Annotated in this window: 19 protein-coding genes; 11 read left to right on the top strand and 8 right to left on the bottom strand. The window is 40.7% G+C overall.

Going from position 1 to position 25,300, the window contains the following annotated elements; all coding sequences use genetic code 11:
• Position 1: 1 nt before the first annotated feature.
• The 3 genes from ileS to hemH all read right to left on the bottom strand — a co-directional run bounded on the left by ileS (position 2) and on the right by hemH (position 5,308).
• The gene (ileS, locus tag ABXG83_RS12610; RefSeq protein WP_353549223.1) at positions 2–3,355 is read right to left on the bottom strand and encodes an isoleucine--tRNA ligase; all 3,354 of its coding nucleotides are present in this window, start codon (positions 3,353–3,355) and stop codon (positions 2–4) included.
• A gap of 259 nt (positions 3,356–3,614) precedes the next feature.
• Positions 3,615–4,157: a CopD family protein gene (locus ABXG83_RS12605; RefSeq protein WP_353549222.1), complete on the bottom strand. Its 543-nt coding sequence runs from the start codon at positions 4,155–4,157 to the stop codon at positions 3,615–3,617.
• Positions 4,158–4,255: 98 nt separating this feature from the next.
• The gene (gene hemH / locus ABXG83_RS12600; protein ID WP_353549221.1) at positions 4,256–5,308 is read right to left on the bottom strand and encodes a ferrochelatase; all 1,053 of its coding nucleotides are present in this window, start codon (positions 5,306–5,308) and stop codon (positions 4,256–4,258) included.
• Positions 5,309–5,551: 243 nt separating this feature from the next.
• On the opposite strand from hemH, the gene hemA reads away from it, so the two are divergent.
• The 8 genes from hemA (at position 5,552) to hemL (ending at position 13,339) form a co-directional block, all read left to right on the top strand.
• Positions 5,552–6,760, top strand: coding sequence for a glutamyl-tRNA reductase (gene hemA, locus ABXG83_RS12595; protein ID WP_353549220.1), 1,209 nt, complete (start codon positions 5,552–5,554; stop codon positions 6,758–6,760).
• Between the two features lie 8 nt (positions 6,761–6,768).
• On the top strand, positions 6,769–7,734 hold the full coding sequence (hemC, locus tag ABXG83_RS12590) for a hydroxymethylbilane synthase (protein WP_353549219.1): 966 nt from the start codon (positions 6,769–6,771) through the stop codon (positions 7,732–7,734).
• Positions 7,721–8,452: a uroporphyrinogen-III synthase gene (locus ABXG83_RS12585; protein WP_353549218.1), complete on the top strand. Its 732-nt coding sequence runs from the start codon at positions 7,721–7,723 to the stop codon at positions 8,450–8,452. Before hemC ends, ABXG83_RS12585 begins: the two co-directional genes overlap by 14 nt.
• 37 nt (positions 8,453–8,489) lie before the next feature.
• Complete coding sequence (gene hemE / locus ABXG83_RS12580) at positions 8,490–9,518, top strand: uroporphyrinogen decarboxylase (RefSeq protein WP_353549217.1); 1,029 nt, start codon at positions 8,490–8,492, stop codon at positions 9,516–9,518.
• A 69-nt stretch (positions 9,519–9,587) separates the two neighbouring features.
• Positions 9,588–10,496 (top strand): oxygen-dependent coproporphyrinogen oxidase, encoded by a 909-nt coding sequence (gene hemF / locus ABXG83_RS12575; RefSeq protein WP_353549216.1) that lies wholly within the window; start codon positions 9,588–9,590, stop codon positions 10,494–10,496.
• Positions 10,497–10,582: 86 nt separating this feature from the next.
• Positions 10,583–10,948 (top strand): four helix bundle protein, encoded by a 366-nt coding sequence (locus tag ABXG83_RS12570; protein WP_353549215.1) that lies wholly within the window; start codon positions 10,583–10,585, stop codon positions 10,946–10,948.
• Between the two features lie 37 nt (positions 10,949–10,985).
• Positions 10,986–11,963, top strand: a complete 978-nt coding sequence (hemB, locus tag ABXG83_RS12565) for a porphobilinogen synthase (protein WP_353549214.1) — start codon at positions 10,986–10,988, stop codon at positions 11,961–11,963.
• Between the two features lie 89 nt (positions 11,964–12,052).
• Positions 12,053–13,339: a glutamate-1-semialdehyde 2,1-aminomutase gene (gene hemL / locus ABXG83_RS12560; protein WP_353549213.1), complete on the top strand. Its 1,287-nt coding sequence runs from the start codon at positions 12,053–12,055 to the stop codon at positions 13,337–13,339.
• 64 nt (positions 13,340–13,403) lie between these two features.
• Here hemL and ruvB read toward each other — a convergent pair whose 3' ends face one another.
• Positions 13,404–14,438, bottom strand: a complete 1,035-nt coding sequence (gene ruvB / locus ABXG83_RS12555) for a Holliday junction branch migration DNA helicase RuvB (protein WP_353549212.1) — start codon at positions 14,436–14,438, stop codon at positions 13,404–13,406.
• A 134-nt stretch (positions 14,439–14,572) separates the two neighbouring features.
• Between ruvB and ABXG83_RS12550 the strand changes: the two genes are divergently transcribed.
• On the top strand, positions 14,573–15,223 hold the full coding sequence (locus ABXG83_RS12550) for an NAD(P)H-binding protein (RefSeq protein WP_353549211.1): 651 nt from the start codon (positions 14,573–14,575) through the stop codon (positions 15,221–15,223).
• A 72-nt stretch (positions 15,224–15,295) separates the two neighbouring features.
• Here the strand turns inward: ABXG83_RS12550 and ABXG83_RS12545 are convergent, their stop codons facing one another.
• The 3 genes from ABXG83_RS12545 to ABXG83_RS12535 all read right to left on the bottom strand — a co-directional run bounded on the left by ABXG83_RS12545 (position 15,296) and on the right by ABXG83_RS12535 (position 20,738).
• Complete coding sequence (locus ABXG83_RS12545; RefSeq protein WP_353549210.1) at positions 15,296–15,946, bottom strand: peptidoglycan DD-metalloendopeptidase family protein; 651 nt, start codon at positions 15,944–15,946, stop codon at positions 15,296–15,298.
• Between the two features lie 108 nt (positions 15,947–16,054).
• Positions 16,055–19,165, bottom strand: coding sequence for a S41 family peptidase (locus ABXG83_RS12540; RefSeq protein WP_353549209.1), 3,111 nt, complete (start codon positions 19,163–19,165; stop codon positions 16,055–16,057).
• Between the two features lie 652 nt (positions 19,166–19,817).
• Positions 19,818–20,738, bottom strand: a complete 921-nt coding sequence (locus tag ABXG83_RS12535; RefSeq protein WP_353549208.1) for a LysR family transcriptional regulator — start codon at positions 20,736–20,738, stop codon at positions 19,818–19,820.
• Between the two features lie 82 nt (positions 20,739–20,820).
• Between ABXG83_RS12535 and ABXG83_RS12530 the strand changes: the two genes are divergently transcribed.
• Together ABXG83_RS12530 and ABXG83_RS12525 are read left to right on the top strand one after the other, a co-directional pair.
• Entirely contained in the window at positions 20,821–21,150 is a 330-nt protein-coding gene (locus ABXG83_RS12530; protein ID WP_353549207.1) for a hypothetical protein, read from the top strand.
• Between the two features lie 52 nt (positions 21,151–21,202).
• Positions 21,203–22,159 carry a sodium-dependent bicarbonate transport family permease gene (locus tag ABXG83_RS12525; RefSeq protein ID WP_353549206.1) on the top strand — a complete coding sequence of 319 codons (957 nt, stop codon included), beginning with the start codon at positions 21,203–21,205 and terminating at the stop codon, positions 22,157–22,159.
• 85 nt (positions 22,160–22,244) lie between these two features.
• Here ABXG83_RS12525 and leuS read toward each other — a convergent pair whose 3' ends face one another.
• A complete protein-coding gene (gene leuS, locus ABXG83_RS12520) occupies positions 22,245–25,040 on the bottom strand; it encodes a leucine--tRNA ligase (protein ID WP_353549205.1) in 2,796 nt (931 codons plus the stop codon).
• Positions 25,041–25,300 lie beyond the last annotated feature (260 nt).

The following is a 25,300-nucleotide window of genomic DNA, read 5'->3' as shown; positions in this document are numbered from 1 at the left end:
TTTATCCTTTTTTGTTTACTACCACTTTTAACAGGGTGTCATTGACCTCAATGTCAGTACCATCATTTAATTCAGGTACCCATTGAATGACATCTGCCAAAATTTCGCGGCAAATATAATCGTTATACTTAACAATGGACTCCTTAAGGCCTTCTGCCTCAAGAACGGTCACGAATATACGGTCTGTGAGTTCAAAACCGCTTTCTTTCCTGATATTTTGTATCCGATTGACGAATTCTCTGGCATCCCCCTCCTGTTTCAGCTCCTCCGTAAGGGTGATATCCAACGCTACGGTCAAACTACCCTTCCCTGCCACACTCCAGCCCGGAATATCTTCCGCAGCGATCTCCACCTCAGATAACAGAATGGTAATGATCTCCCCATCCAAATTCAGGTCTATTTGACCCGCTTTCTCGATAGTAGCGATCTCATGCTGACCAAAACCCGTGATCAATGCACCCGCTGCTTTCATTTTAGCACCCAGTTTGGTTCCTAGCGCTTTGAAATTAGGCTTGATCTTTTTCTTGATAATACCTTCCGTATCCGTGATGTATTCCATTTCCTTGACATTCACTTCAGCCTTGATCAAATCTTCGATCAATTCCAACTGATGTTTCATATTCGGATCAAGTACCGGGATCAATACTTTCTGTAAAGGCTGTCGTACTTTGATATTAACTTTTTTACGGAGTGATAATACCAACGAACAAACATCCTGTGCCAATTGCATTCTCTCCTCTAACACTTCATCGATCGCAGCTTCATTGGCCACAGGGAAATCTGCATGGTGAACAGATGCTATATTAAATCGACCCGTTACTGCATTCAGGTTTCGGAATACCGCATCACTGAAGAATGGAGAAATAGGTGCCATCAATCTTACGATCGTCTCCAAACATTCATACAAAGTTTGATAAGCACTGATCTTATCTGTTTCATAGTCGCCCTTCCAGAAACGGCGGCGACACAAACGCACATACCAGTTACTCAAATGCTCATCCACAAATTCTTCGATGGCTCTTCCGGCGATGGTGGGTTCATAATCATCCATCGCAGCCGTTACCTTTTTCACCAAACTATTAAGTGAAGAAAGGATCCAGCGATCGATCTCAGGTCTGTCTGCCAACGCAATGGGCGCTTCTTTAAATGCAAATCCATCAACGTTTGCATACAAAACAAAAAACTGATAGGTATTGTATAAAGTACCAAAGAACTTACGCTGTACTTCCTGAATACCTGCCAGATCAAATTTTAAATTATCCCAAGGTGATGCATTTGTGATCAAATACCAACGTGTTGCATCAGCGCCGTATTTTTCAATGGTTTCAAACGGATTCACCACATTACCCAAACGCTTACTCATTTTATTTCCGTTCTTATCCAACACCAATCCATTACTCACAACGGTTTTATAAGCCACACTGTCAAACAACATTACACCAATGGCATGTAAAGTATAGAACCAACCACGCGTTTGGTCAACACCTTCTGCGATAAAGTCTGCAGGGAATGATTGTCCCTTATCCACCAACTCTTTATTCTCAAAAGGATAATGCCATTGCGCATAAGGCATGGCTCCACTATCAAACCATACATCGATCAGATCCGGTACACGATGCATCGGTTTACCTGAAGGACTCACCAACACGATCTCGTCCACATAAGGTTTATGCAGATCAAGGATGCCTTCATGCAAATAATTCTTGTTGACATCTCCACCCAATACTTCATTGGCTTTGCGAATACCTTCATTCAATTCTTCGATGGAACCAATACAAACTTCTTCACTACCATCTTCTGTACGCCATACAGGCAAAGGCGTTCCCCAATAGCGACTGCGACTCAAATTCCAGTCCACCATGTTTTCCAGCCAATTACCAAAACGTCCTTCACCGGTACTCTTTGGTTTCCAGTTGATGGTCTTATTCAATTCCACCATTCTGTCTTTCACAGCAGTGGTCTTGATGAACCAAGCATCTAACGGATAATACAGAATGGGTTTATCGGTTCTCCAGCAATGCGGATAACTGTGTTCGTATTTTTCAACTTTAAATGCGCGGTTCTCTTTTTTTAGTTTTACGCAGATGTCCACATTCACATCTACATAATCTTTTTCGTCTTTGTAATTCTTGACATAGCGACCACTGAACTCTCCCAACCCATCTACAAATTTTCCTTCCCTATCCACCATGGTCAAAATACCGATATTGTATCTCTGGCCAACTTTGTAGTCATCTGCACCAAATGCAGGAGCAGTATGAACGATACCGGTACCATCTTCTGTTGTTACAAAATCACCACATAAAACGCGGAATGGTTTTGCACCGGGTGTGATCTCTTCAACCACAGATGGTGAGTTGGCTTCATAAGGAAGCAATTGTTCATAAGTAGCATCTTCAATAGCAGCTCCCTTAAATTCAGTGATGATTTTCCAAGGCAATAATTTTACTTCTGCATTGTATCCTCCAAAATCACCGTTCTCTCCTTCCGGCTTGAAATACTTACCCAGCAAGGCTTTTGCAAGTACAACAAATACTGGCAAATGTGTATAGGGATTGAAAGTTTGAACCAGTACATAATCAATATTCGGACCAACTGTCAATCCTAAATTGGAAGGAAGTGTCCATGGAGTGGTTGTCCAAGCCATGAAGAATACTTCATCAGTACCTGCAGCATCAAATAAGAACTGAGTCTTTACACTCTTGATGGCTTTAAACATCGCCACTGCACTTGTATCCTTCACATCCTTATAAGTTCCCGGCTGATTCAATTCATGCGAACTCAATCCTGTTCCTGCTGCCGGTGAATATGGTTGAATAGATACACTTTCGTACAAGTATCCTTTTTTGTACAACTGACTCAATATCCACCACAGTGATTCAATGTATTTGTTGTCGAAAGTGATATAGGGATCATTCAGATCAACCCAGTATCCCATTTTGGTAGTGATATCATCCCAAATGTCTTTGTAGCGCATTACAGCCTCACGACACTTTTGGTTATAATCCTCAACAGAAATTTTCTTGCCGATATCTTCCTTCGTGATACCCAATTCTTTCTCTACGCCCAATTCCACAGGCAACCCATGGGTATCCCATCCACCTTTACGCTTTACCTGAAAACCTTGCATGGTCTTATAGCGACACACCATGTCTTTCAACGTACGCGAAATGACGTGGTGAATACCGGGCATACCATTAGCACTGGGCGGACCCTCATAAAACACAAAAGGTGTTTTGCCTTCTCGAAGCGCAACACTTTGTTCAAAAGCCTGTCCATCCTTCCATTTGGCCAGTATCTCTTTTTCGATAGCCGGCAGGTTCAATCCTGAAAATTCAGCGTATTTAGCACTCATAGTCTTTCGGTCAGCTTGAAAATAGCCTGTAATCCTTTAACAGGCAGGTTTTAAAGGCTGCGAAGGTATGAAATGTGGGGGAGGAAAAGGGAGGGGAGAAAAGTCAAAAGTGAAAAGTCAAAAGTCAAAAAATGATTAGCAATTCAAAAAAGATTTTAACTGTTTGATAATCAATAACTTAAAGAAATGAAGTCTTAAAGAATTATCAAAATAAAAGCCCCTTTCACTTTTGACTTTTGAATTTTGAATTTTGAATTGATTACCCTCTTATACGCTTATACACCCGAATGGCGCTCATGAGCAACAGTACAAAAAGGATCAACCCCACCAGCCCCCATACGAAACTGAGACTTTGTTTGACCACAACCAGCATGACGATGGAGATGAGAAAAATTGTAGCTACTTCATTCCAGATACGAAGTTGATTAGAAGAATATCGATAAATACCTGCCATCTCTTGCTTAAAAATGCGATGCAGAGAGAAGTGATAGACATACAAAAACAAGACAAAAATAAGTTTCACCAACAGCCATCTTCCTGACACATCAAAAACAACTTTATCCCAGTTACCATGAAATAAGACAGACAATCCGAATATCAAAGTGAGAATAGCAGATGGCCAAGTGATTCCATACCACAATCGTTTCATCATGATAGAAAACTGCTCACGCAAAATTTTACACTCCACTTCTGTCTTATCGCCTGCTTCTGTTGCGTAAATAAACAGTCTGGGCATATAAAACAACCCCGCAAACCAGGTAACTATAAAAATGATATGGAGTGATTTGAGGTATTCGTACATGAGGGTTGATGGGTGAGAGGTTATTGAGATATTCGAAAGCTACGGAATATGGTCGATAGTCCATAGACCATGGTCCATGGACTATCGACTATGGACCACTACGCCAAAATCATCTCCTCCTTCCCGCTCCTGATCTCCTCCATCCATTGCTTAATTGTGGCAGTCCAAGCGGGGTGTACATTTAGACAAGGAATCAGCGTGAATGATTCACCGCCGGCATGCAAGAAGGTTTCTTTTCCTTCCTCACCAATTTCTTCGATGGTTTCCAGACAATCGCTGATGAATGCCGGACATGCCACCAACAATTTCTTTACACCTTCGCCTGGCATAGCTTCCAAACGCTTATCTGTAAAGGGTTGTAGCCAGCCACTACCCAATCTTGATTGGAAAGAAAGACTGTATTTTTCTTTTGGGATCCCCAATTTTTCAGCAACCAGTTTAGTGGTCACTACCAATTGATGTCGATAACATTCTTTATGAGCCGGAGAAGCCACTTCACAACAGTTCTCCACTTTCAAACAATGACAGCCGGTGATATCACTCTTACGAATATGTCTTTGTGGCACACCATGGTAGCTGAATAAAATATGATCATACGCTTGCTCAGTATATGGCTTGATAGATTCGGCCAAGGCATTGATATAAGTATCATCATCATAAAAAGGTTTGATGACACTCAACTTAAATGAATAACCATATTGTTTGTGCTGCTCCTTCGCATATTCCACTGCTGTTTCATAACTACTCATGGCATAATGCGGGTACAAGGGTAATAATACCACTTCTTCCAGACCAGGATGCTCTTTTAGTAAAGCATCATAGGCTTCTTTGGGTGAAGGAGTGCCATAGCGCATCGCAATGCCGATAGGCTCCTCAATATCATGCTGTAATGCTTCTTTTAATTGCTTGGTGAGTACGATCAATGGAGAGCCCTCATCGGTCCAGATACTTCTGTAAGCCTCAGCTGACTTAGGCGCACGAAAAGGAACGATGATACCACGAACCAATAATGCCCTTACGATATAAGGGATATCGATCACTCGTCCATCCATTAAAAACTCATTCAGGTATTTTCTTACATCTTTTACTTCTGTTGAATCAGGTGAGCCAAGATTCATCAATAAGAGTGCACGTTTCGCATTCGTTGCCATAATCACATTTGAGTTTGCAAAGTTAGAGTAACAAATCGCTTACTTAAAAGTTCTGAAAGATTTGTTTGCAGAAAAGAACGAAACAAAAACAGAAAGGGTTTTATTTCAGCATCATAAAACACCGCTTATCAGAAAACTGACAGAGAAATGACAATGTAATGACGTTTATCATGTTTTAAAAGAAACCATGCAGGATACCTTTGCGTACTTATTTGAGCGAGACCAAAAGGATCGTGGCAGTTTATGGAGACAGGACAATTTTTCATAGCGGGAATCAACTACAAGAAGACAGATGCAGCTGTTCGCGGTAACTATGCGATCAATCCAGAACAATATGCCATTATCTTACAGCGTGCCAAAGGAGCAGGTATCAAAGAATTATTCGTATTGAGCACCTGTAACCGTACTGAGATCTATGGCATCGCACCGGATGCAACTACTTTAGTTGATCTTCTGTGTGCAGTGACCATCGGAAACAAGTCTGATTTTGTTCAACGCTGCTATATCAAACAAGACGAAGAAGCTTTACAACATATTTTTGCAGTAGGTGCCGGACTCGATTCCCAGATTTTGGGTGACTATGAGATCGTAGGTCAAATGAAACTGGCGATAAAGTTTGCCAAAGAAAAAGGAATGATCGGCTCTTTTATCGAGCGTTTATTCAACACCGTTTTACAATCTTCTAAGCAGATCAAAAATGAAACGGCACTGAGTGGTGGCACTATTTCTGTTTCCTTTGCTGCCATTCAATTCATTCGTCAGCAATTGACAGACACTTTAGATAAGAAGATCGTTTTATTAGGAACCGGTAAGATCGGACGTAACACTTGCAAGAATCTGGTTGATTATCTTGATACAAAAAATATCACACTCATCAACAGAACTGCAGAAAAAGCGGCTGAATTGGCAGAAAGCTTGGGATTACAGTATGCAGATTGGAGCCAATTAGAGAATGAGATCCATCAAGCAGATATTATTATTGTAGCCACCAATGCTGAGCAACCGGTGATTACAGCAAAGAATTTAAAAGTTGATAGCAAAAAGATCCTGATCGATCTTTCGATTCCTCACAATATTGATCCATCACTGGCACAACAAGATAATGTATTGCTGGCAAATGTGGATGATCTGTCGAAGATCAATGACCAGACCTTACAAAAAAGAAAAGCGGAAGTGCCCAAAGCGATGAATATCATACGCAAACACATGAATGAGTTTGCTGTATGGAATCATCAACGCCGCCATGTCCCCATTTTAAAAGCGGTCAAGCAAAAATTACATGATATGCATTCCTGTGGATTGTTTTTAACTTCACGGAGAGCATCAGAAGATATCAATACAGAAGCCATTCAGAAAGTGGTGAACAATGTAGCCGTTAAGATGCGTAACAGACATCAGCCCGGTTGTTATTACATTGAGGCCATCAACGACTTCATGACGAGTAGTCATTAAACCAAGATATGACCAAGGTAGTACGTATAGGGACACGCGACAGTCAGCTCGCCGTGTGGCAGGCCACATGGGTGCAGGAACTCCTGAAAGAAAAAGGAGTGGCTTCTGAACTCGTGTATATTAAAAGCGAGGGAGATATTGATCTGGTGACACCACTGTATGAGATCGGTGTACAAGGCATTTTTACTAAAACACTCGATGCCGCTTTACTCAGCAATAAAATTGATATCGCCGTTCACTCGATGAAAGATGTGCCGACTCAACTTGCCAAGGGTATCCAAGAAGCAGCCGTCTTAAAAAGAGCATCATACAAAGACATTCTAGTTTATAAAGAAGAGCATGTTCCTAAAGCATTAGGATATGCAAATGGGATATGGACCATGGACCATGGACCATGGACTATGGACTATGGACTATTCGCCACCAGCAGCGTTCGTCGTAAAGCACAATGGCTCAACCGCTATCCCGATCATCAGTTTGATAATTTGCGGGGCAATGTGAACACCCGACTCCGTAAGCTGGAAGAAAGCAATTGGCATGGCGCCATCTTCGCAGCTGCAGGATTGGAGAGAATCAATCTTCGCCCGGAAAAAGCAATCGATCTTGATTGGATGTTACCAGCTCCGGCACAAGGTGCTGTAATGGTCGTATGTAGAGAAGGAGAAACTGAAATTTTCAATCACTGTCAGCAACTTCATCATAACGAAACAGCGATCTGTGCACATGCTGAAAGAAATTTTTTACGTCAATTGATGGGCGGATGCGCTACTCCGATTTCTGCACTCGCACAAATACAGGATGATCAGATTTTTTTCCAAGGTAATGTGGTGTCATTGGATGGTCGTGAGAAAGTTGATATCAAGACTACCGTACCTATTTCCGTTGGCGCTGCGATAGGCACTGAAGCAGGACAAGAAATTTTAGCGATGGGTGCTGAAGAAATCATAGAGGAAATCAGAAATGCAGGAAAGTAAAAAGAAAATATTATCTACCAGACCTGTAAAAGAGTCACTGATACAGGAAGCAGCTGAACAAAACATTGAGTTGGATATTATTCCCTTGATCGATACGGAACCAGTTCAAGATATTGATACTCAACAAGAAATTGAACAAATTGCTTTGCAATATGCTACGGTTGTATTTACCAGCATGAATGCTGTTGAAAGTGTGATCACCATGCTCGATCAGCACGTACCTGAATGGAATATCTATTGCATGGGGAATACAACACAAGAACTGATACGCAACTACTTTGGAGAACAAGCGATAAGCGGTACGGGCAACAATGCATCGGAACTTGCAGAAACCATTTTATCTGATGACGATGAGTTGGATGAAGTATTTTTCTTCTGTGGGGATCAGCGGAGAGATGAATTACCTGCCAAACTTAAAGAAGCAGGTATCAGTGTTGAAGAGATCATCGTATACAAAACCATCCCACTCCATCAAAAAATAGATACCACTTATAATGGTATCGTATTTTTTAGTCCGAGTGCCGTAGAAAGCTTTTTCAATAAGAACAAAGTCGCTACTTCAACTGTACTTTTTGCCATTGGAACTACTACTGAAGCCGCCATTAAAAGATATACTAACAATTCAATCATAACAGCTCATTCACCGGGAAAAGAAGAACTGGTGAGGAAAGCGATTCATTACTTTGTGAATGGTGAATTGTCAATTGTGAATTCTTAACATTGACCATTCACCATTCACCATTCACAAATAATTTATGCTAAAAAACGATTTACTCCTCCGAACCCTTCGTGGTGAAACAACTGAAAGAACTCCTGTTTGGATGATGCGTCAGGCCGGACGATACCTTCCTGAGTATATGGTATTGCGCGAGAAATATGGATTCTTTGAACGTTGTCAGACACCGGAATTGGCATGTGAGATCACGTTGCAACCAATAGATATTGTTGGCGTTGACGCCGCTATTTTATTTTCTGATATTCTCGTCGTTCCGCAAGCTATGGGACTGGAAGTACAGTTGATCGAAAGTAAAGGACCTGTACTACCCGATCCGATTAAAACCAATAAAGACATGGCACGCGTTCGTGTACCGGATGTTCATGAAACACTAGGTTATGTAATGGATGCCATCAAACTCATTAAACAAGAACTCAATGGAAGAGTTCCATTGATCGGCTTTGCAGGCGCTCCTTGGACATTACTATGCTATATGGTGCAAGGCAAAGGCTCTAAGACTTTTGACGAAGCAAAAGCATTTTGCTATACGCAACCGGAACTGGCACATCAGTTATTACAAATGATCACTGATACCACGATCGCTTACCTGAAAGCACAAGTAAAAGCAGGTGCTGATACAGTTCAAATTTTTGATAGTTGGGGTGGATTGTTGAGTCCTCATGATTTTGAAAATCTATCCTTACAATACATGCGACAGATCGTTGCTGCATTGAAAGATGAAGTGCCTACGATCGTATTTGCAAAAGGTGCATGGCATAGTTTAGAAAGTATGGCTGCTACAGGTGCGCATGGCTTGGGAATAGACTGGTGCATCAAACCTGAACTGGCTCGTCAGTTTGCAGGTAATAATGTAACACTGCAAGGAAACTTTGATCCTGCGAAATTACTATCACCGATCCCCGTGATTCAAAAAGAAGTAAAAGACATGTTACGTGCATTTGGTCCGGGTAGACATATCGCCAATCTTGGACATGGTATCCTTCCCAATGTTCCTGTTGATCATGCAAGAGCATTTGTGGATGCGGTAAAAGAATTTCGACATTCGTGAATTGTGAATTGTGAATGGTGAATCGTATTGACAATTCACCATTCACAATTCACAAAACAATACAACCTTATGATAAAAGAACAATGGATCTCCTTTATTCAACAACTGCAGGATGATATCTGCGCAGCATTGGAGAAAGCAGATGGCAAAGCTAGATTTCATGAAGACAAGTGGGATCGCGCAGAAGGTGGCGGTGGCCGCACGCGTGTGATTGGCAATGGTGCTGTGTTGGAAAAAGGTGGTGTGAATACTTCTGTGGTATTTGGCCCGGTTACAGATTTGATGCGATCACAATTAAAGATCAATGGACATAGCTGGTTTGCTTGTGGATTAAGCCTTGTGATCCATCCTTACAATCCGTTCGTACCAACCGTACATTGCAATTATCGCATGTTTGAATTATACGATGAAAAAGGAGAGGTCATCGACAGATGGTTTGGTGGAGGCACCGATCTTACACCCTATTACTTGTTTGAGGATGATGCCATTCACTTTCATCAGACCTATAAAAATGCTTGTGACCAGTTCGACCCTTCTTTTTATCCGACATTCAAAAAAGAATGTGATGAATATTTTGTGAACTGGCATCGCAATCAAGAAAGAAGAGGTATTGGTGGAATCTTTTACGATTACCAGCGTCCGGATGAACATAAAGACGTTCATTTCTGGATGGCATTTGCAAAAGCCTGTGGCTATGCTTTCATCGATAGTTACATTCCGATTGTTGAGAAAAGAAAGCATACTGGATTCACTCCGGAGAATAAATATTGGCAGGAAATACGTAGAGGCAGGTACACAGAATTCAACCTGGTACACGATCGAGGAACGATCTTTGGGCTCAAGACCAATGGAAGAATTGAAAGTATTCTGATGAGCTTGCCGCCAACAGTAAGATTTGACTACAATCATCAACCGGCTGAAGGTTCAAAAGAATGGGAATTGTGGCAAGCATGCTTACACCCAAAGGAATGGATATAAGTGTGATTCTTTGATCTTTGATTTCTTGATTTATTTCATAACAAACGCTCTGTATCGTTCGCATTGATCTAACATATTTTTGCAGGATGAATCGGAAAACTTTACAAGACAGAACAAAACAGTTCAATATTGATATCGTATTATTTTGTGAATGTCTGCCGAAAACACCTGCTGGCTTTGAGATTGCAAAAAAATTGATCCGATCTTCTGGATCGGTAGGAGCAAATTATCGTGCAACAAGCAGATCGAAATCACAGGCTGATTTTGCACATAAATTAAAAATTGTTCTGGAAGAAATCGACGAGTCACATTATTGGCTTGAAATCATTAAAGCAACAAAACTTAGTACAAATAGTATCATAGATCAATTAATAGTAGAAGCAAATGAACTAACAGCCATTTTCACTTCCGCTAATAAAACGTTTGATTTAAAAATGAAGTTGACCAAATAATAAATCAAGAAATCAAAGATCAAAAATTCAAAGATTCATGTATTTACAACGACGCAATCGCATCCTCCGCCAATCACCTGCTATTCGCGCAATGGTAGCGGAGACCATATTGAAGCCGGCTGATTTTATTGCTCCATTATTTATCGATGAAGGAGAGAATGTAAAAACAGAGATCGCTTCGATGCCTGGATATTACAGAATGTCTTTAGACCTTACGGTGAAAGAAGTGAAAGCATTGTGGGAGATGGGTATTCGATGTGTACTGCTGTTCATCAAATGTAAAGATGAACTAAAAGATAATACAGGGAAAGAGGCATGGAACAAGAACGGATTGATGCAGCGAAGCATCAAAGCGATCAAAAATGCAGTTCCTGAAATGATTGTGATGACTGATGTGGCTTTAGATCCGTTTTCATCTTATGGACATGATGGTATCGTAAAAGACGGCGAGATCGTAAATGATGAAACAGTAGAAGCATTGGTAAAAATGAGTATCAGTCATGCAGAAGCCGGATGTGATTTTGTTGCACCCAGTGATATGATGGATGGAAGAATTGGCGCTATCAGAAATGGTTTGGAAGAAAGTGGATTTACAAAAGTGGGCATCATGAGTTATAGTGCCAAGTATGCATCCTGTTTTTATGGTCCATTCAGAGATGCGCTGGATAGTGCACCCGGATTTGGTGATAAAAAAACCTATCAAATGGATTTCGCCAATCGAACAGAAGCGATCAAAGAAACGTTGATGGATGTGGAAGAAGGCGCAGATATCGTCATGGTAAAACCTGCGATGGCCTATCTGGATATTATCCGTGAAGTGAAGAATGCAGTAGAAGTTCCGGTAAGTGCTTATCAGGTAAGTGGTGAATACGCTATGATCAAAGCAGCCTCAAAAATGGGTTGGCTGAACGAAGAAAAAGCGATCATTGAGAGCCTTACATCTATTAAACGCGCAGGCGCAGATATGATAGCAACGTATTTCGCAAAAGATATTATTAAACTAATTACCGAATAGTTTATTGCCACTGAATGCACAGAGAAGCACTGAAAGATTCTGTGTATTTCTATGCATTCTGTGGCAATATATTAACAACAAATATAACTATGTATAATAGAAGTCTCTCTCTCTTCGAACGCGCGCAACAATCTATTCCGGGTGGGGTAAACTCTCCTGTGAGAGCTTTTAAAAGTGTAGGTGGTACGCCCATCTTTATTGAAAAAGCCAAAGGGGCTTATCTCTATGATGCTGATGGTAATCGTTATATTGATTATATCGCTTCATGGGGGCCTATGATCTTAGGACATGCCTACGAGCCCATAGTGAAAGCCATTCAGGAAAAAGCTGTTTTATCTACTTCGTATGGTGCACCTACTGAGTTAGAAATTGAAATGGCAGAACTCATAAAAAGTATGGCACCCAATGTTGACCTGATCAGAATGGTGAGCAGTGGAACCGAAGCTTGTATGAGTGCATTGCGTTTGGCTAGAGGATATACCGGCAGAAATAAATTCATAAAATTCGAAGGCTGCTATCATGGTCATGCTGATGCATTTCTAGTAAAAGCCGGTAGCGGATTGGCAACATTTGATATTCAAACGGTTCCCGGAATCACAGGTGGTGTATCTACTGATACTTTGACTTGTGCTTACAATGATCTTAATGCCGTTAAGAATTTGGTTTCTATCCATAAAAATGAAATTGCTGCCATCATAGTTGAACCCGTTGCAGGAAACATGGGTTGTATTTTACCTGCACCCGGATTCCTTGAAGGTATCAGAGCAATTTGTGATGCAGAAGGCATCGTTTTCATTTTCGACGAAGTGATGACAGGTTTTCGTTTAGGACAAGGCGGCGCACAACAAGTATTGAATGTGGATGCTGACCTTATCACTTATGGTAAAGTGATCGGTGCAGGTATGCCAGTTGGTGCTTTTGGCGGTAAACGTGCCATCATGGAAAAAATTGCTCCACTAGGAAATGTATACCAAGCAGGAACACTGAGTGGTAATCCGATCGCAATGATCGCAGGTTATACTTTATTGAATGAATTAAAAAACAATCCATCGCTCTATCAGGAACTGAATGATAAAACAGCTTACTTACATGAGGGCTTAAATAAAGTACTCACTGAAAGCGGAACTCCATTCGTCATCAACAGATTTGGATCGATGATCAGTGTACATTTCAGCGAAAAACCTGTGACTGATTTTGCATCTGCATCTGCAGCCAACAATGCATTATTCAACAAATACTTTCATGCCATGCTGAAAAAAGGTATCTACTTACCTCCTTCTGCATTTGAAAGTTGGTTCCTCAACAACGCATTGACTTACGCAGACCTTGATGCAACCATACAAGCCACAAAAGAAAGTCTCTCAGAAATATTATAAATAAAAAGGGGTCGATTAAATCGGCCCCTTTCTGTGTATCTCTGTGCCATCAGTGGCAATAAATCTATCTAAACAACTCCGACTGATTCCCCATCGAAGGACGATCCTTTCCCAAATGTTGATAGGCTTTTAATGTTACTTCTCTCCCTCTTGGTGTACGTTGTAAAAAACCCTCCTGTATCAAAAAGGGTTCATACACTTCTTCCAGTGTACCCGCTTCCTCACCCACTGCTGTTGCAATGGTAGTAAGTCCTACAGGCCCTCCTTTGAATTTATCAATGATGGCTGATAAAATACGGTTATCCATTTCATCTAGTCCATGCTCATCCACATTCAACGCTTTCAATGCATGCTGTGTAATACCTAAATCAATTTTGCCATCATTCAGTACTTGTGCGAAATCTCGTACACGACGTAACAAACCATTGGCTATACGAGGGGTCCCCCTGCTTCTTCTCGCTATTTCGAAAGCAGCATCCGGAAGGATACCGGTATTTAAAATCGCAGCACTTCTTTCTATGATCTTTTTCAAAGTTTCTGCATGATAATACTCCAACCTTGATTTGATCCCGAAACGTGATAATAATGGTGCTGTCAATAATCCACTTCTTGTTGTTGCACCCACCAATGTAAATGGATTCAAATTGATCTGTACACTTCTGGCATTGGGACCGGAATCGATCATGATATCGATCCTGAAATCTTCCATAGCAGCATACAAATATTCCTCCACCACTGTACTCAAGCGATGGATCTCATCAATGAACAACACATCATTGGGTTGAAGATTGGTAAGCAGGCCCGCCAGATCGCCCGGTTTCTCAATCACCGGTCCCGAAGTTTCTTTGATATTCACCCCCAATTCATTCGCTACAATCCTGCTGAGTGTAGTCTTACCCAATCCCGGTGGACCATGAAATAAAATATGATCCAATGCTTCGCCACGCAACTTAGCTGCTTTGATAAAAATGACCAGATTTTCGATCAATTGCGGCTGTCCAGAAAAGTCATTGATCTCTGCCGGACGTATGGCATTCTCAAACTCCTTTTCAGCAGCACTCAAGTTCATCGGATCTCTGTTCAAATTAGGATTAGACATGGAGTAAAGGTAGTAAATTGTGAGATAGTGAATAGTCAGTGGTGAGTAGTGAGTTCAAACTAAAAACAATAAAATATCATACTCCCTACTGACTATTCACTACTCACAATCCTATCTTAGCTTTAAAAATCTCCATGCAGCAAAAGACCGCACTTATCGTAGGGGCTAGCGGATTAACGGGACAACACTTGTTAGAATTGTTGTTGGATGATCCTTTGTACGCTCAAATAACCATCTATGTTCGAAAACCCGTGCATATCAGTCATCCCAAATTGGTACAGCAGATCGTTGATTTTGAGCGACTGGATGGTGCGATAGATGCAACTGATGTTTTTTGCTGCTTAGGTACTACCATCAAAAAAGCCGGATCTCAGGATGCATTCAAACAAGTAGATCTCATCTATCCTCAAAAGATCGCTGCACTGCAATTAGCGGCAGGGTCACAAAAATTTTTAGTGATCAGTGCAGTAGGCGCTGATGAGAGATCTTCCATTTTTTATAGCAGAACAAAAGGCCAGCTGGAAAAAGCATTGGCTTTATTAAGATATCCTTGTCTCTGTATTTTCAGACCTTCTTTTATTATGGGTGATAGAGCCGAAAGAAGAGTAGGTGAAAAGATTGGCATTTTCGTCGCCAAGCTAATGAGCCCTATTTTGATTGGACCACTCAAAAAATACAAACCTGTTTCAGCAAAAGCATTAGCAAAATCTATGCAACATGCGGCACATCATAGTGGCAATGGAACTCATCTTTTCGCATCAGATGACATAAAAACATACGAGTAATACTTCAGTGACTCTCTGTGTTCTCTGTGGCATTTTATTGCCACTGAGGACACAGAGAGTCACTGAATAGGATTATTTATAGAAAGTGTCTTTTAAAATGATACTTGGATCCGGACAGTTGGCTAAATATTGCTGACGTTCGCTGAATTTACAAACGCCCGGATAGTCTCCAACTTTCCCCTGCATATCTCGGATCAACTGAAAATGAAGATGTGGTGGCCAATGCCCGTTTTCATGAGGCTCACCGAAATGAGCAAAAGCTTCTCCTTTATAAATTGCTTTTCCCTCATACAACTCATCCAGATCATGAAAAGATAGATGTCCGTATAAGCTATGTAATATCCCTCCTTCCCATTCATGCTGCAGAATGATCACTGCACCGTAGTCACCATACGTTTCGTGGAAACCAAAACTATGGACAACTCCATTGAGAGGCGCAAATACAGGTGTTCCTGGATGACCCCATATGTCTGTACCTAGGTGAAGACGACGAGGTTCTTCCGCATCATCAAACACCCTACTTCTGCTGTATACAGTTCTATGCTCATTGTATCCTCCGATAGCATAACGAGCGCCTGAGTCTATTAAACACTGATCGATATAAGCAGAAAAAAGATCAATATCATTGACCAACGTTTCAGTAACTGCTTTGTTGTTGGCAGTCAGGTCCAATGCCAATAATTGATCTACACCTATTTCAAATGGAACTACAGGATGAAACATGAATGAAGTATTTCGACAAAGTTTCATTGAATTACTTGTAAAAAAAAATCTGCGAATCTGTGGCAAAATAATAAGCTACAGATTCGCAGATTACTAAGAACAGATCTACTAATTTTTCAGTTTCTTCAAAATTTCTTCAATAGCTCGATCCAATTGTGGATCACGTCCATTGATACGATCTTCGAAATTCATCGGGATCTTGATATCCGGCTCCACACCGGTGATCTCCAAATCTTTTCCATCTAAACTATAACAACCCCAGCTTGGTAAACGAACAAATGATCCGTCCACCAATCCGGTTCCACTGGTGAAGATGATCCAACGATATGTCGGCATTCCGATAATCGTGCCCAGCTTCAACGCTTTAAAACCTTGTGCTGTCATCTCAGCATCACTCAGCGATTGCTCATTGATCAATAAAACAATTGGCTTATCTGCCGGAGCAAAATTGGATTGAGGTGTTAGTTTTCCTTCTCGATATTTCCACTGCAGATAAGAACGCTGACTCAAGAATCGAAGCACTTCATCATGCACATTTCCGCCTGTATTGTAACGCAGGTCCAGGATCAACGCATCTTTCTGATAAAAATCCTGTGTCATATCGATCAGGAATTTATCCAGCTCACCTGTTCCCATATCTTTCATATTGTGATAAGCAATACGTTTCTTACTCTTCTCATCTACCCTTCTCTGGTTAATATCACTCCACTCCTCTGATAAATTTGCAAACAAAGATGCCTGTGGATGAATTTTTGCAGTGATTATTTGTCCGTTACGATTCAATGTCAGCGTGATCTCTCCATCCAAAGATGGCTTGCTGAAATAATAGCTTCTGTCCATAGATGGATCAACCGTTTCATCATTCACTTTCACCAGTACATCGCCGGGTAATACATCCACTGTTGCTTTGTCTGCATTACTTCTAGCTGCTATGTATTTTACTTTATAAGGATTATTGTTTTCAAAAATGATCCCGGTTTCCATTGTACGGTTAGACAGTTGAACATTTTCTTCCTCACCGAATGAATTAAAACCTAAGTGTGAGGAATTCAATTCACCCAACATATCTGCCAGTAACGTTCTCAGATCGCCACGTGTATTCAGGTGTGGAACGAAAGCCTCATAACGTTTACGCGTAGCCAGCCAATCAACACCATGGAATTTTTCGTCATAAAAATTTTCATTCAGATGCGCCCAGGCCTCTTTGAACATTTGTGAAAACTCACCCGATAAGCTTCTTCTGAATGTATGCACAATGTTTACAGGATCAACTTTGTTGCCATCAACATTCAATTTATAGATCAATCCATTGATCAAAACCATGGTCTTATCTCCACCTTCTGCATAATCAACACTGAAAGCATCAGCCCCATTGATCTTTTCTGTTTTTGGTGCTTCGAAAGGTTCTAGAACAGTTTTCCAAAGTGCCGGTCTTCCCTCATCATGATTACTCACATAAAGTATGGTGGTTTTATCTCCTTTCTGTAACACATTCAATAAAAATTGTGAACCGAAGTTTGGTCCTACCTGTTCCAGTCTGTCCATGATACCATTCAAATCCATCTTGATAGGTGCCGGTTCTTTTTTGGAACTGTCTTTCTTTTCTGTTTTGAACAACGCTTCATACTTATCACTACGATAAGGTGCGTCGATCTTTTCCAATGGCATACGATAGATACGTGGATTCTGCATACCAAATGGATAAGACGGCTTTGTTCGTGCAGAAACAAAATAAATATACTTTCCATCAGGACCCCATACCGGACTGGATTCTGTTACTCCCGTATTGGTGAGGTTGATGGTTTTATTTTCTTTGATATTGTATACAAAAACATCTTGCTCAAAATTTCTCACAGCTGTAAACAAAACATATTCATCATTGGGTGAAAAACCTGGATCTGAGTTTTGAAATGCCCAGATCTCATCTTTCACGATGGTTTTGTTCTCCCAGGTTTTTAGATCTAATATTCTCACTTCATCACGACCACTCAAATAAACCAGTTTAGTCCTGTTCTTATTCAATACACCCGAGCGATTGTTTCTCACTTCATTCGTGATCGCTTTTACCGGTGCACTGCCGTCTGCAGCTACTGTAAACCAATTCAACCAACCATCTACTGTTTGATTGAAGAGCAAAGTTTTATTATCACTCATCCACTTTATTTCTCTTGCACGTTCTGTATTCCCTTTATTGATCTGTTGAATGAATTTTCCATCTACATCACTTACAAAAATTTCACCGCGCGATGTGAATGCGATCTTTTTACCATCCGGTGATACATCTAAATTGGTAATATTGCCTCGTACATTATAGTCTTTATCAGCAGGTAAAACATAGTTCCTAACCAGATTGATGTTTAACTTCTCAGATCTTTTAGCACTAACGTCATATAACCATAACTGGTAATCTTTTTCAAATACGATCTTATTACCACCTGCGTTCACAAGAGGTGTTTTGATGGAAGTATTGAATCTTGTCAATGCAGTTTTCTTTCCGCCATCTATTGTGTAAAGATTGTACTCCCCATTCGCTTCATCAGAAACAAAATACACTTTTCCAGTTCGATCGATCGTTGTACCAAAGTCTTTTCCTTCCCAGTCTGTGTGTTTCTTGTATTGCTTGGTTGTGGGATTGTATGATTGAATATCAGGATTGAATGGTCCTTTATAACGCTTACGTGTTAATTGATTAGAGCTTTCCCAGGTATCATTGAAATAAATATCACCGGAAGGATGTTCTGCAATACCATGATCCAGCAAATAAAAATGATCCCCGAACAATCGCTGTGCATTACCACCTGCTGCGGGTACTGCAAAAGCTGATAATTGTCCCATTCGATTCGAAGTAAAATAAATCTTCTTACTATCCCAGCTCCAATTGTTGACTTCATCATTGGCACTATGATAGGTTAGTCTTTTGATTTCTCCGCCCGATAATGGCATCATATAGACATCTGCATTTCCCATTTGACGGCTACTGAAGGCTACCCATTTACCGTCAGGTGAAATACGCGGACTTGATTCATATCCTTGCATAGCAGTTAATCTTGTGGCCTGACCATCTTTTACCGATGCTTTCCACAGATCGCCCTCAAAAGCAAAGACTACAGTTTCTCCATCCGGACTCAGTGCCGGATTTGATAAGAAATATGCTTGTCCACCTTGCGCTATAACAGTGAGCGACAAGCAGGTCATGAAAAATGAAAGAATGAATTTCATTGGAAAATAATTTTGGATGGGTAAGATAATCATAAGAAAACCGATTTTGAAACAAGATGTTAGGAACGGTTAAAATCCAGAAAAGAAGTTTGTTGGGTAAGATGTTATTATATATTTTCACTATATAAATTTCGTATTTAAATGAGATGTCTGATTTTACTGATACTGTCTACTTGCTTTCATTTCACCATAAAAGCACAATGTGATACCTCTCTGATCGGTACATGGAAACCGATTTCTGTTTCTACAGCAGAAGTGTATTATAATTTTTTAACTGACTCTGTTTCAGTATCGGAGGAAATGAAAATCAACAATCCCGACTCCTCTGCGAGAAGCAATATGATTAGTATGATAAAATTTGTATTTGCTGATTTCAGGTATACATTTGGAAATGACAGTAGTTATGAAATGAGTATCCTAGAGGAGGTGAAGTTGCAAGGGAAATATTGCTTTTGTAACGAGAAGAACACGTTAAAAATAATTTCAGAAAATGGAATGGGAGCTCTGGTAACGGATACGTTAAAAGCAAGTCTCAACAACGGTATATTATTTTTAAGAATAAGCTTACAAGATGAAGATTTTTTTGAATTCACTTTAAAAAGAGAGAACAGTGAATCGATTGTACACGTCAATACCGATATAAACCCCGCATTTAATACTTCTCATACCATTCAAACTGCTCATGCGCGATCTTTGACTTCTCCTTTTTTATATACTTCAAAAGTTCGGCAGCAACCGGTGCGTGTTTCTTCCCCTTCAACCATATCAAACTCCAGGTCGTTTTAATGGGTAAACCGGGGATAGGAATAATTTGTAATTCCTGATTTCTTAATTCATTTCGAATACCGATCAGTGGCATGATGGAAAATCCCAATCCGGCCAATACAGCCTGCTTCACTGCTTCATTGGAAGTCAGTTCCATTTTTTTTGCCACTTTGATCCTTTTACGCTGAATAAACCCTTCCATGGTTTGTCGGGTACCTGAGCCGGGTTCTCTAAAGATCAAGGGTAACTGATCAAAAATTTCTTTTGCATGAATGTTTTTAACCTTGTGCCCTGCCTTACCGATCAGGAAAAGTTTATTCTGTAACAGATCAACTTTTTCAACTGCCAGTTTCTCAGGCAGAATCGATACCAATGCAAAATCAACCTCATTATTCTGTAAACTTTGTACGACCGCACTTTTATTCGTTACATCCATTTCTAAAGTCACGCCCTGGTTCTCACGCATAAAAGAGGACAGAAAAAAAGGCATTACATATTTACCGGTAGAGACAACTGAAATTTTCAGCCTGCCTGTCAACTGGCCTTTATACGCATGCATTTTATGTTGAATGGCTGTCACTTGATCCATGATTTCCTGAGCAGATGCTGCGATCTCTTTACCGAAATCGGTGACATATAAGGAACGACCGATCATTTCAGTAAGTGGCAGATCGAACTGCTGCTGGAAATTTTTCAACTGAATAGATACGGCAGGTTGTGTAAGAAATAACTCCTCAGCTGCTTTAGAAACACTTTTATTTTTGACAACGGATAAGAATATTTCCAATTGGTTCAAAGTATAATTCATAAAATTTATTTATGATTAGCATAATAAAGATATATAAATACTTATAACTTCTTTCGTACAACTTTGCGGTCAAATTAAAATTATGGATTCGAAAACTCTGACAACAGCACAAACATCCAGATCTCAGCACCCGATCCGCAGTATCAATCTCATTGACGGCGTGTTCTCTACCGAAGAAGCCAAGGAGATTCTGACCAACCTGTACAACAGCAAGATCAATTTCCATAACATGAAGAACTTCAGCCATACTGAACGCTATGGCCGTCCGCATACCGCATCAATTGCCCGTATCGAGTCTTTACGCATCAGCCTGCAAAAAGTGCTGGAAGCGATCAGAGAAGCCGAAAAGAGCAACCAGATGATCAAGATCAATTCTGCAGTTGAACTCGGTTTCATAGGTGAATTACAATAAGTGATCACAGATAACTGTACATCCCTTTTATTCATCTATTCTGCTATCATTCATGAACTTTAATCTTTTACTGGAAAACCTCACTAACCCTGCTCTTTTATTTTTTGTTCTTGGCATTGTAGCAGTACTTTTGAAAAGTGATTTGGAAATCCCCCCCAACTCATCCAAATTCATTTCACTGTACCTGCTTTTTGCCATTGGATTCAGGGGTGGACAGGAGCTCTCACATGAAGTACTTACCAGTGAGATACTTTGGTTGATGTTAGCAGGTATTGCCATTTCACTGATCATTCCTTTGTATACATTTTTCATTCTCAAAAAGAAGTTTAATGTATTCGACGCAGGTGCGATTGCTGCTGCCTATGGCTCTGTAAGTGCCGTTACATTTGTAACCGCCACTTCTTATCTTGAACAACAGCAATTGCATTTACATGGATACATGGTTGCTGTAATGGCTTTAATGGAATCTCCCGCTATTATCATTGGACTTTTATTGATCTCTTACTTCTCCACTACTGAATCCAACGAGTTCTCAAAGAGATCGGTGGCTAAGCATGCCATTACCAATGGAAGTGTGTTACTGATCTTAGGAAGTTTGGTCATTGGTTATCTGGCCAATAATAAACAGGCAGAAGACATCAAACCATTTACCAATGATCTGTTCAAAGGTTTTTTGGCGATCTTTTTATTGGATATGGGTATTACCAGTGGAAGAAAATTAAAATCACTCTTTGGATTTGGCTGGTTCCCTTTTGCATTCGCCATTTGTATTCCATTGTTCAATGGCGTTGCCGTGGCTTGGCTGAGTCAGTTTGTAACGGCTGATGTATCTAACCGATTTATTCTTTCGATACTCGCTGCCAGTGCATCCTATATCGCCGTACCTGCAGCCATGAAAATAGCAGTGCCGCAAGCCAACCCCGGTCTTTTTCTACCGATGACTTTAGCGGTCACTTTTCCGATCAATATTACAGTGGGGATGCCTTTGTATTACTGTGTGATTGTATAAATGCTTTTCTGTGTTTCTCTGTGTTCTCATTGGCAAATTACTTGTAACATTATATTGCCACTGAAAACACAGAACGGCACTGAAGTTATATGACTACGTTGATCATTTTACCTTTTACGAAGATGAGTTTCTTCAATGGCTTTCCTTCCATCCATTTTTGGACCAGCTCATTGGCAAGTACGATCTCTTTTACCTGATCTTCCGTTGCATCCAATGCAATCGAAATATTGGTGCGTGTTTTACCATTGATACTGATCGGATACTCTTTACTTGTTTCTGTAACATACGCAGCATTGAATACAGGGAAGTTTGCATCCAACACAGACCCTTCATTACCCAATTGTTTCCAGAGTTCTGCCGCAATATGCGGTGCATAAGGCGTTAAGAGGATCAGCAGTTCCTGAAGGATTTGTTTTTTATGACATTTAAGATCACTCAACTCATTTACACAGATCATAAAACTACTCACAGCCGTATTGAAACTATAACGCTCTGTATCATCATCGATCTTTTTGATGGTACGATGTAATACTTTAAGTTCAGCCGCAGTTGGCGTTTCATCATTCCACACTTTTCCTTTCTCTTCATCCAAGAATAAACGCCACAATTTTTTCAGGAATCGATGTACGCCTTCGATACCTTTTGTATCCCAAGGTTTGCTCTGGTCTACGGGACCTAAGAACATTTCATACATACGGAAAGTATCGGCACCAAATTTCTCCACCAATGTATCAGGATTTACGGTGTTGAATTTGGATTTGGACATTTTTTCTACTTCAACACCACAGATATATTTACCATCTTCCAAAATAAATTCAGCATTGGCATATTCTCCATTGCGCCATTTTTTGAAAGCTTCAATATCCAATTCTACTCCATCCACTATATTAACATCAACATGTAATTCATCTACTTCTACCCCGTTGATCAGGCTTGCGGAAACAAAAGTCTGTGTTCCTTTTTTTCTATACACAAATCTACTACTCCCCTGTATCATCCCCTGATTCAACAATTTCCTAAATGGCTCATCAAAACCGATATAACCTAAGTCATACAAGGCTTTGGTCCACATACGGCTGTATAATAAATGTCCCACCGCATGCTCAGTACCACCGATATACAGATCCACTTGATTCCAATAATCACTGACTTTCTTCTCGCAAAAGGCTTCTTGATTATTCGGATCCATGTAACGTAAGAAATACCAACTGCTTCCTGCATAACCGGGCATGGTATTGGTCTCGCGTACTGCAGGTTTACCATTGTAGGTGGTATTCTTCCAATCATTCAAATTGGCCAATGGACCTTCTCCATCCGGACCAGGGCCATAACTTTCTACATCGGGCAACAACAAAGGCAATTCTTTTTCATCCAATGGATACGCAACACCATCCTGCCAAACGATCGGGAAAGGTTCGCCCCAATAACGCTGGCGACTGAATGCTGCATCACGCATTTTATAATTCACTTTGCGTTTGCCAATACCCATTTCTTCCAGCTTGGTGATCACCACTTCAATGGCATCACGCATTTTCATACCATTCAAAAATCCGCTGTTGCTCAGTACTGCATCTTTGGTAGAATTGGCATCTGTTCCATCAAATGCATCGCCAATAATATTGGTGATCGGAATATTGAAATGTTTGGCAAATTTGAAATCGCGCTCATCACCGCAAGGAACCGCCATGATGGCGCCCGTACCGTATCCTGCGAGTACATATTCTGAGATCCATACCGGAATAGCTCTTCCGTCAAAAGGATTGATGGCATAAGCTCCTGTAAAACATCCCGTAATTTTTTTCTCTGCCTGACGCTCTCTGTCACTCCTGCTTTTTACATAAGTGATGTATGTCTCTACCGCTTCTTTCTGCTCAGGTGTTGTGATCTTTTCAATCAGTTCATGCTCCGGCGCCACCACCATAAAATCAACACCGAAAATGGTATCGGGACGAGTAGTATAAACAAGAAGCTGCAAGCTTGATTGTTCTTGTTGATGGCTTGCAGTCTGCAGCTTGAAGCTAATCTCCGCTCCTGAAGATTTACCGATCCAATTCGTCTGCATTTCTTTCATCGCTTCGCTGAACTCGATAGTGTCAAGTCCGCTGAGCAAACGATCTGCATATTCTGTGATACGTAAATACCATTGACGTAATTTCTTCTTGACCACAGGATGTCCGCCACGTTCGCTCACTCCATTCACCACTTCATCATTGGCCAGTACTGTTCCCAATGCTTCGCACCAATTCACTTCGCCATAACCACAAAAGGCAAGGCGATAATCCATCAAAATATCTTGTCGCTCTTTTTCAGTAAATGATTTCCAAGCTTCAGCAGTGAATTGTAGTGCAGGATTACCGGGGCAAATATGTTTGGTATTTCCCTCTTGTTCAAATGCGTTGATGAGCTCCCGGATCGATACTGCTTTTTGCTGATGACGATCGTAGAAGCTATTGAATAGTTGCAAGAAAATCCATTGCGTCCATTTATAATAATCAGCATCACAGGTACGCACTTCGCGATCCCAGTCATAGCTGAATCCGATATTGTCTAATTGCTTTCTGAAATTATCGATATTCTGAGCTGTACTTTTTGCCGGATGTACCCCATGCTCCAAAGCGTATTGCTCAGCAGGTAAACCAAATGCGTCATAACCCATCGGATGCAATACATTGAATCCCTTCAGTCTTTTAAAACGGCTCACGATATCAGAAGCGATATAACCCAATGGGTGGCCAACGTGTAAACCTGCACCACTTGGATACGGGAACATATCCAGCACATAATATTTAGGCTTGGTGCTGTTATTGCTTACCTGATAGGCTTTGGTATCCGTCCATTCTTTCTGCCATTTCTTTTCAATATCCCTGAAATTGTATTCCATAAGTTATGCGTGTACTTATAATTTTTTATGCTGTTTGATCGTTATTGAAGTGTCAGCAAAGCATGTTTAAGTCCGGAGATTCGGGTACATGCAACGGCTGCCGGCAATCCTAACATATATTTAACCCAAATACGTTGAGATTGCTCTATTTTCAATGGCAAATTGATCGTTAGAGTGGCTGCAAATGTAAGTCTTTAGGCGTCAAAACCCTACATTTGTGCCTCTTCCTCCGCCCATCTCCCCACGGGGAGAAGGGAGAA

This window comes from Sediminibacterium sp. KACHI17 (assembly GCF_040362915.1).
Taxonomy (GTDB): Bacteria; Bacteroidota; Bacteroidia; order Chitinophagales; family Chitinophagaceae; genus Sediminibacterium.
This window is presented reverse-complemented; position numbering and strand designations above follow the sequence as displayed.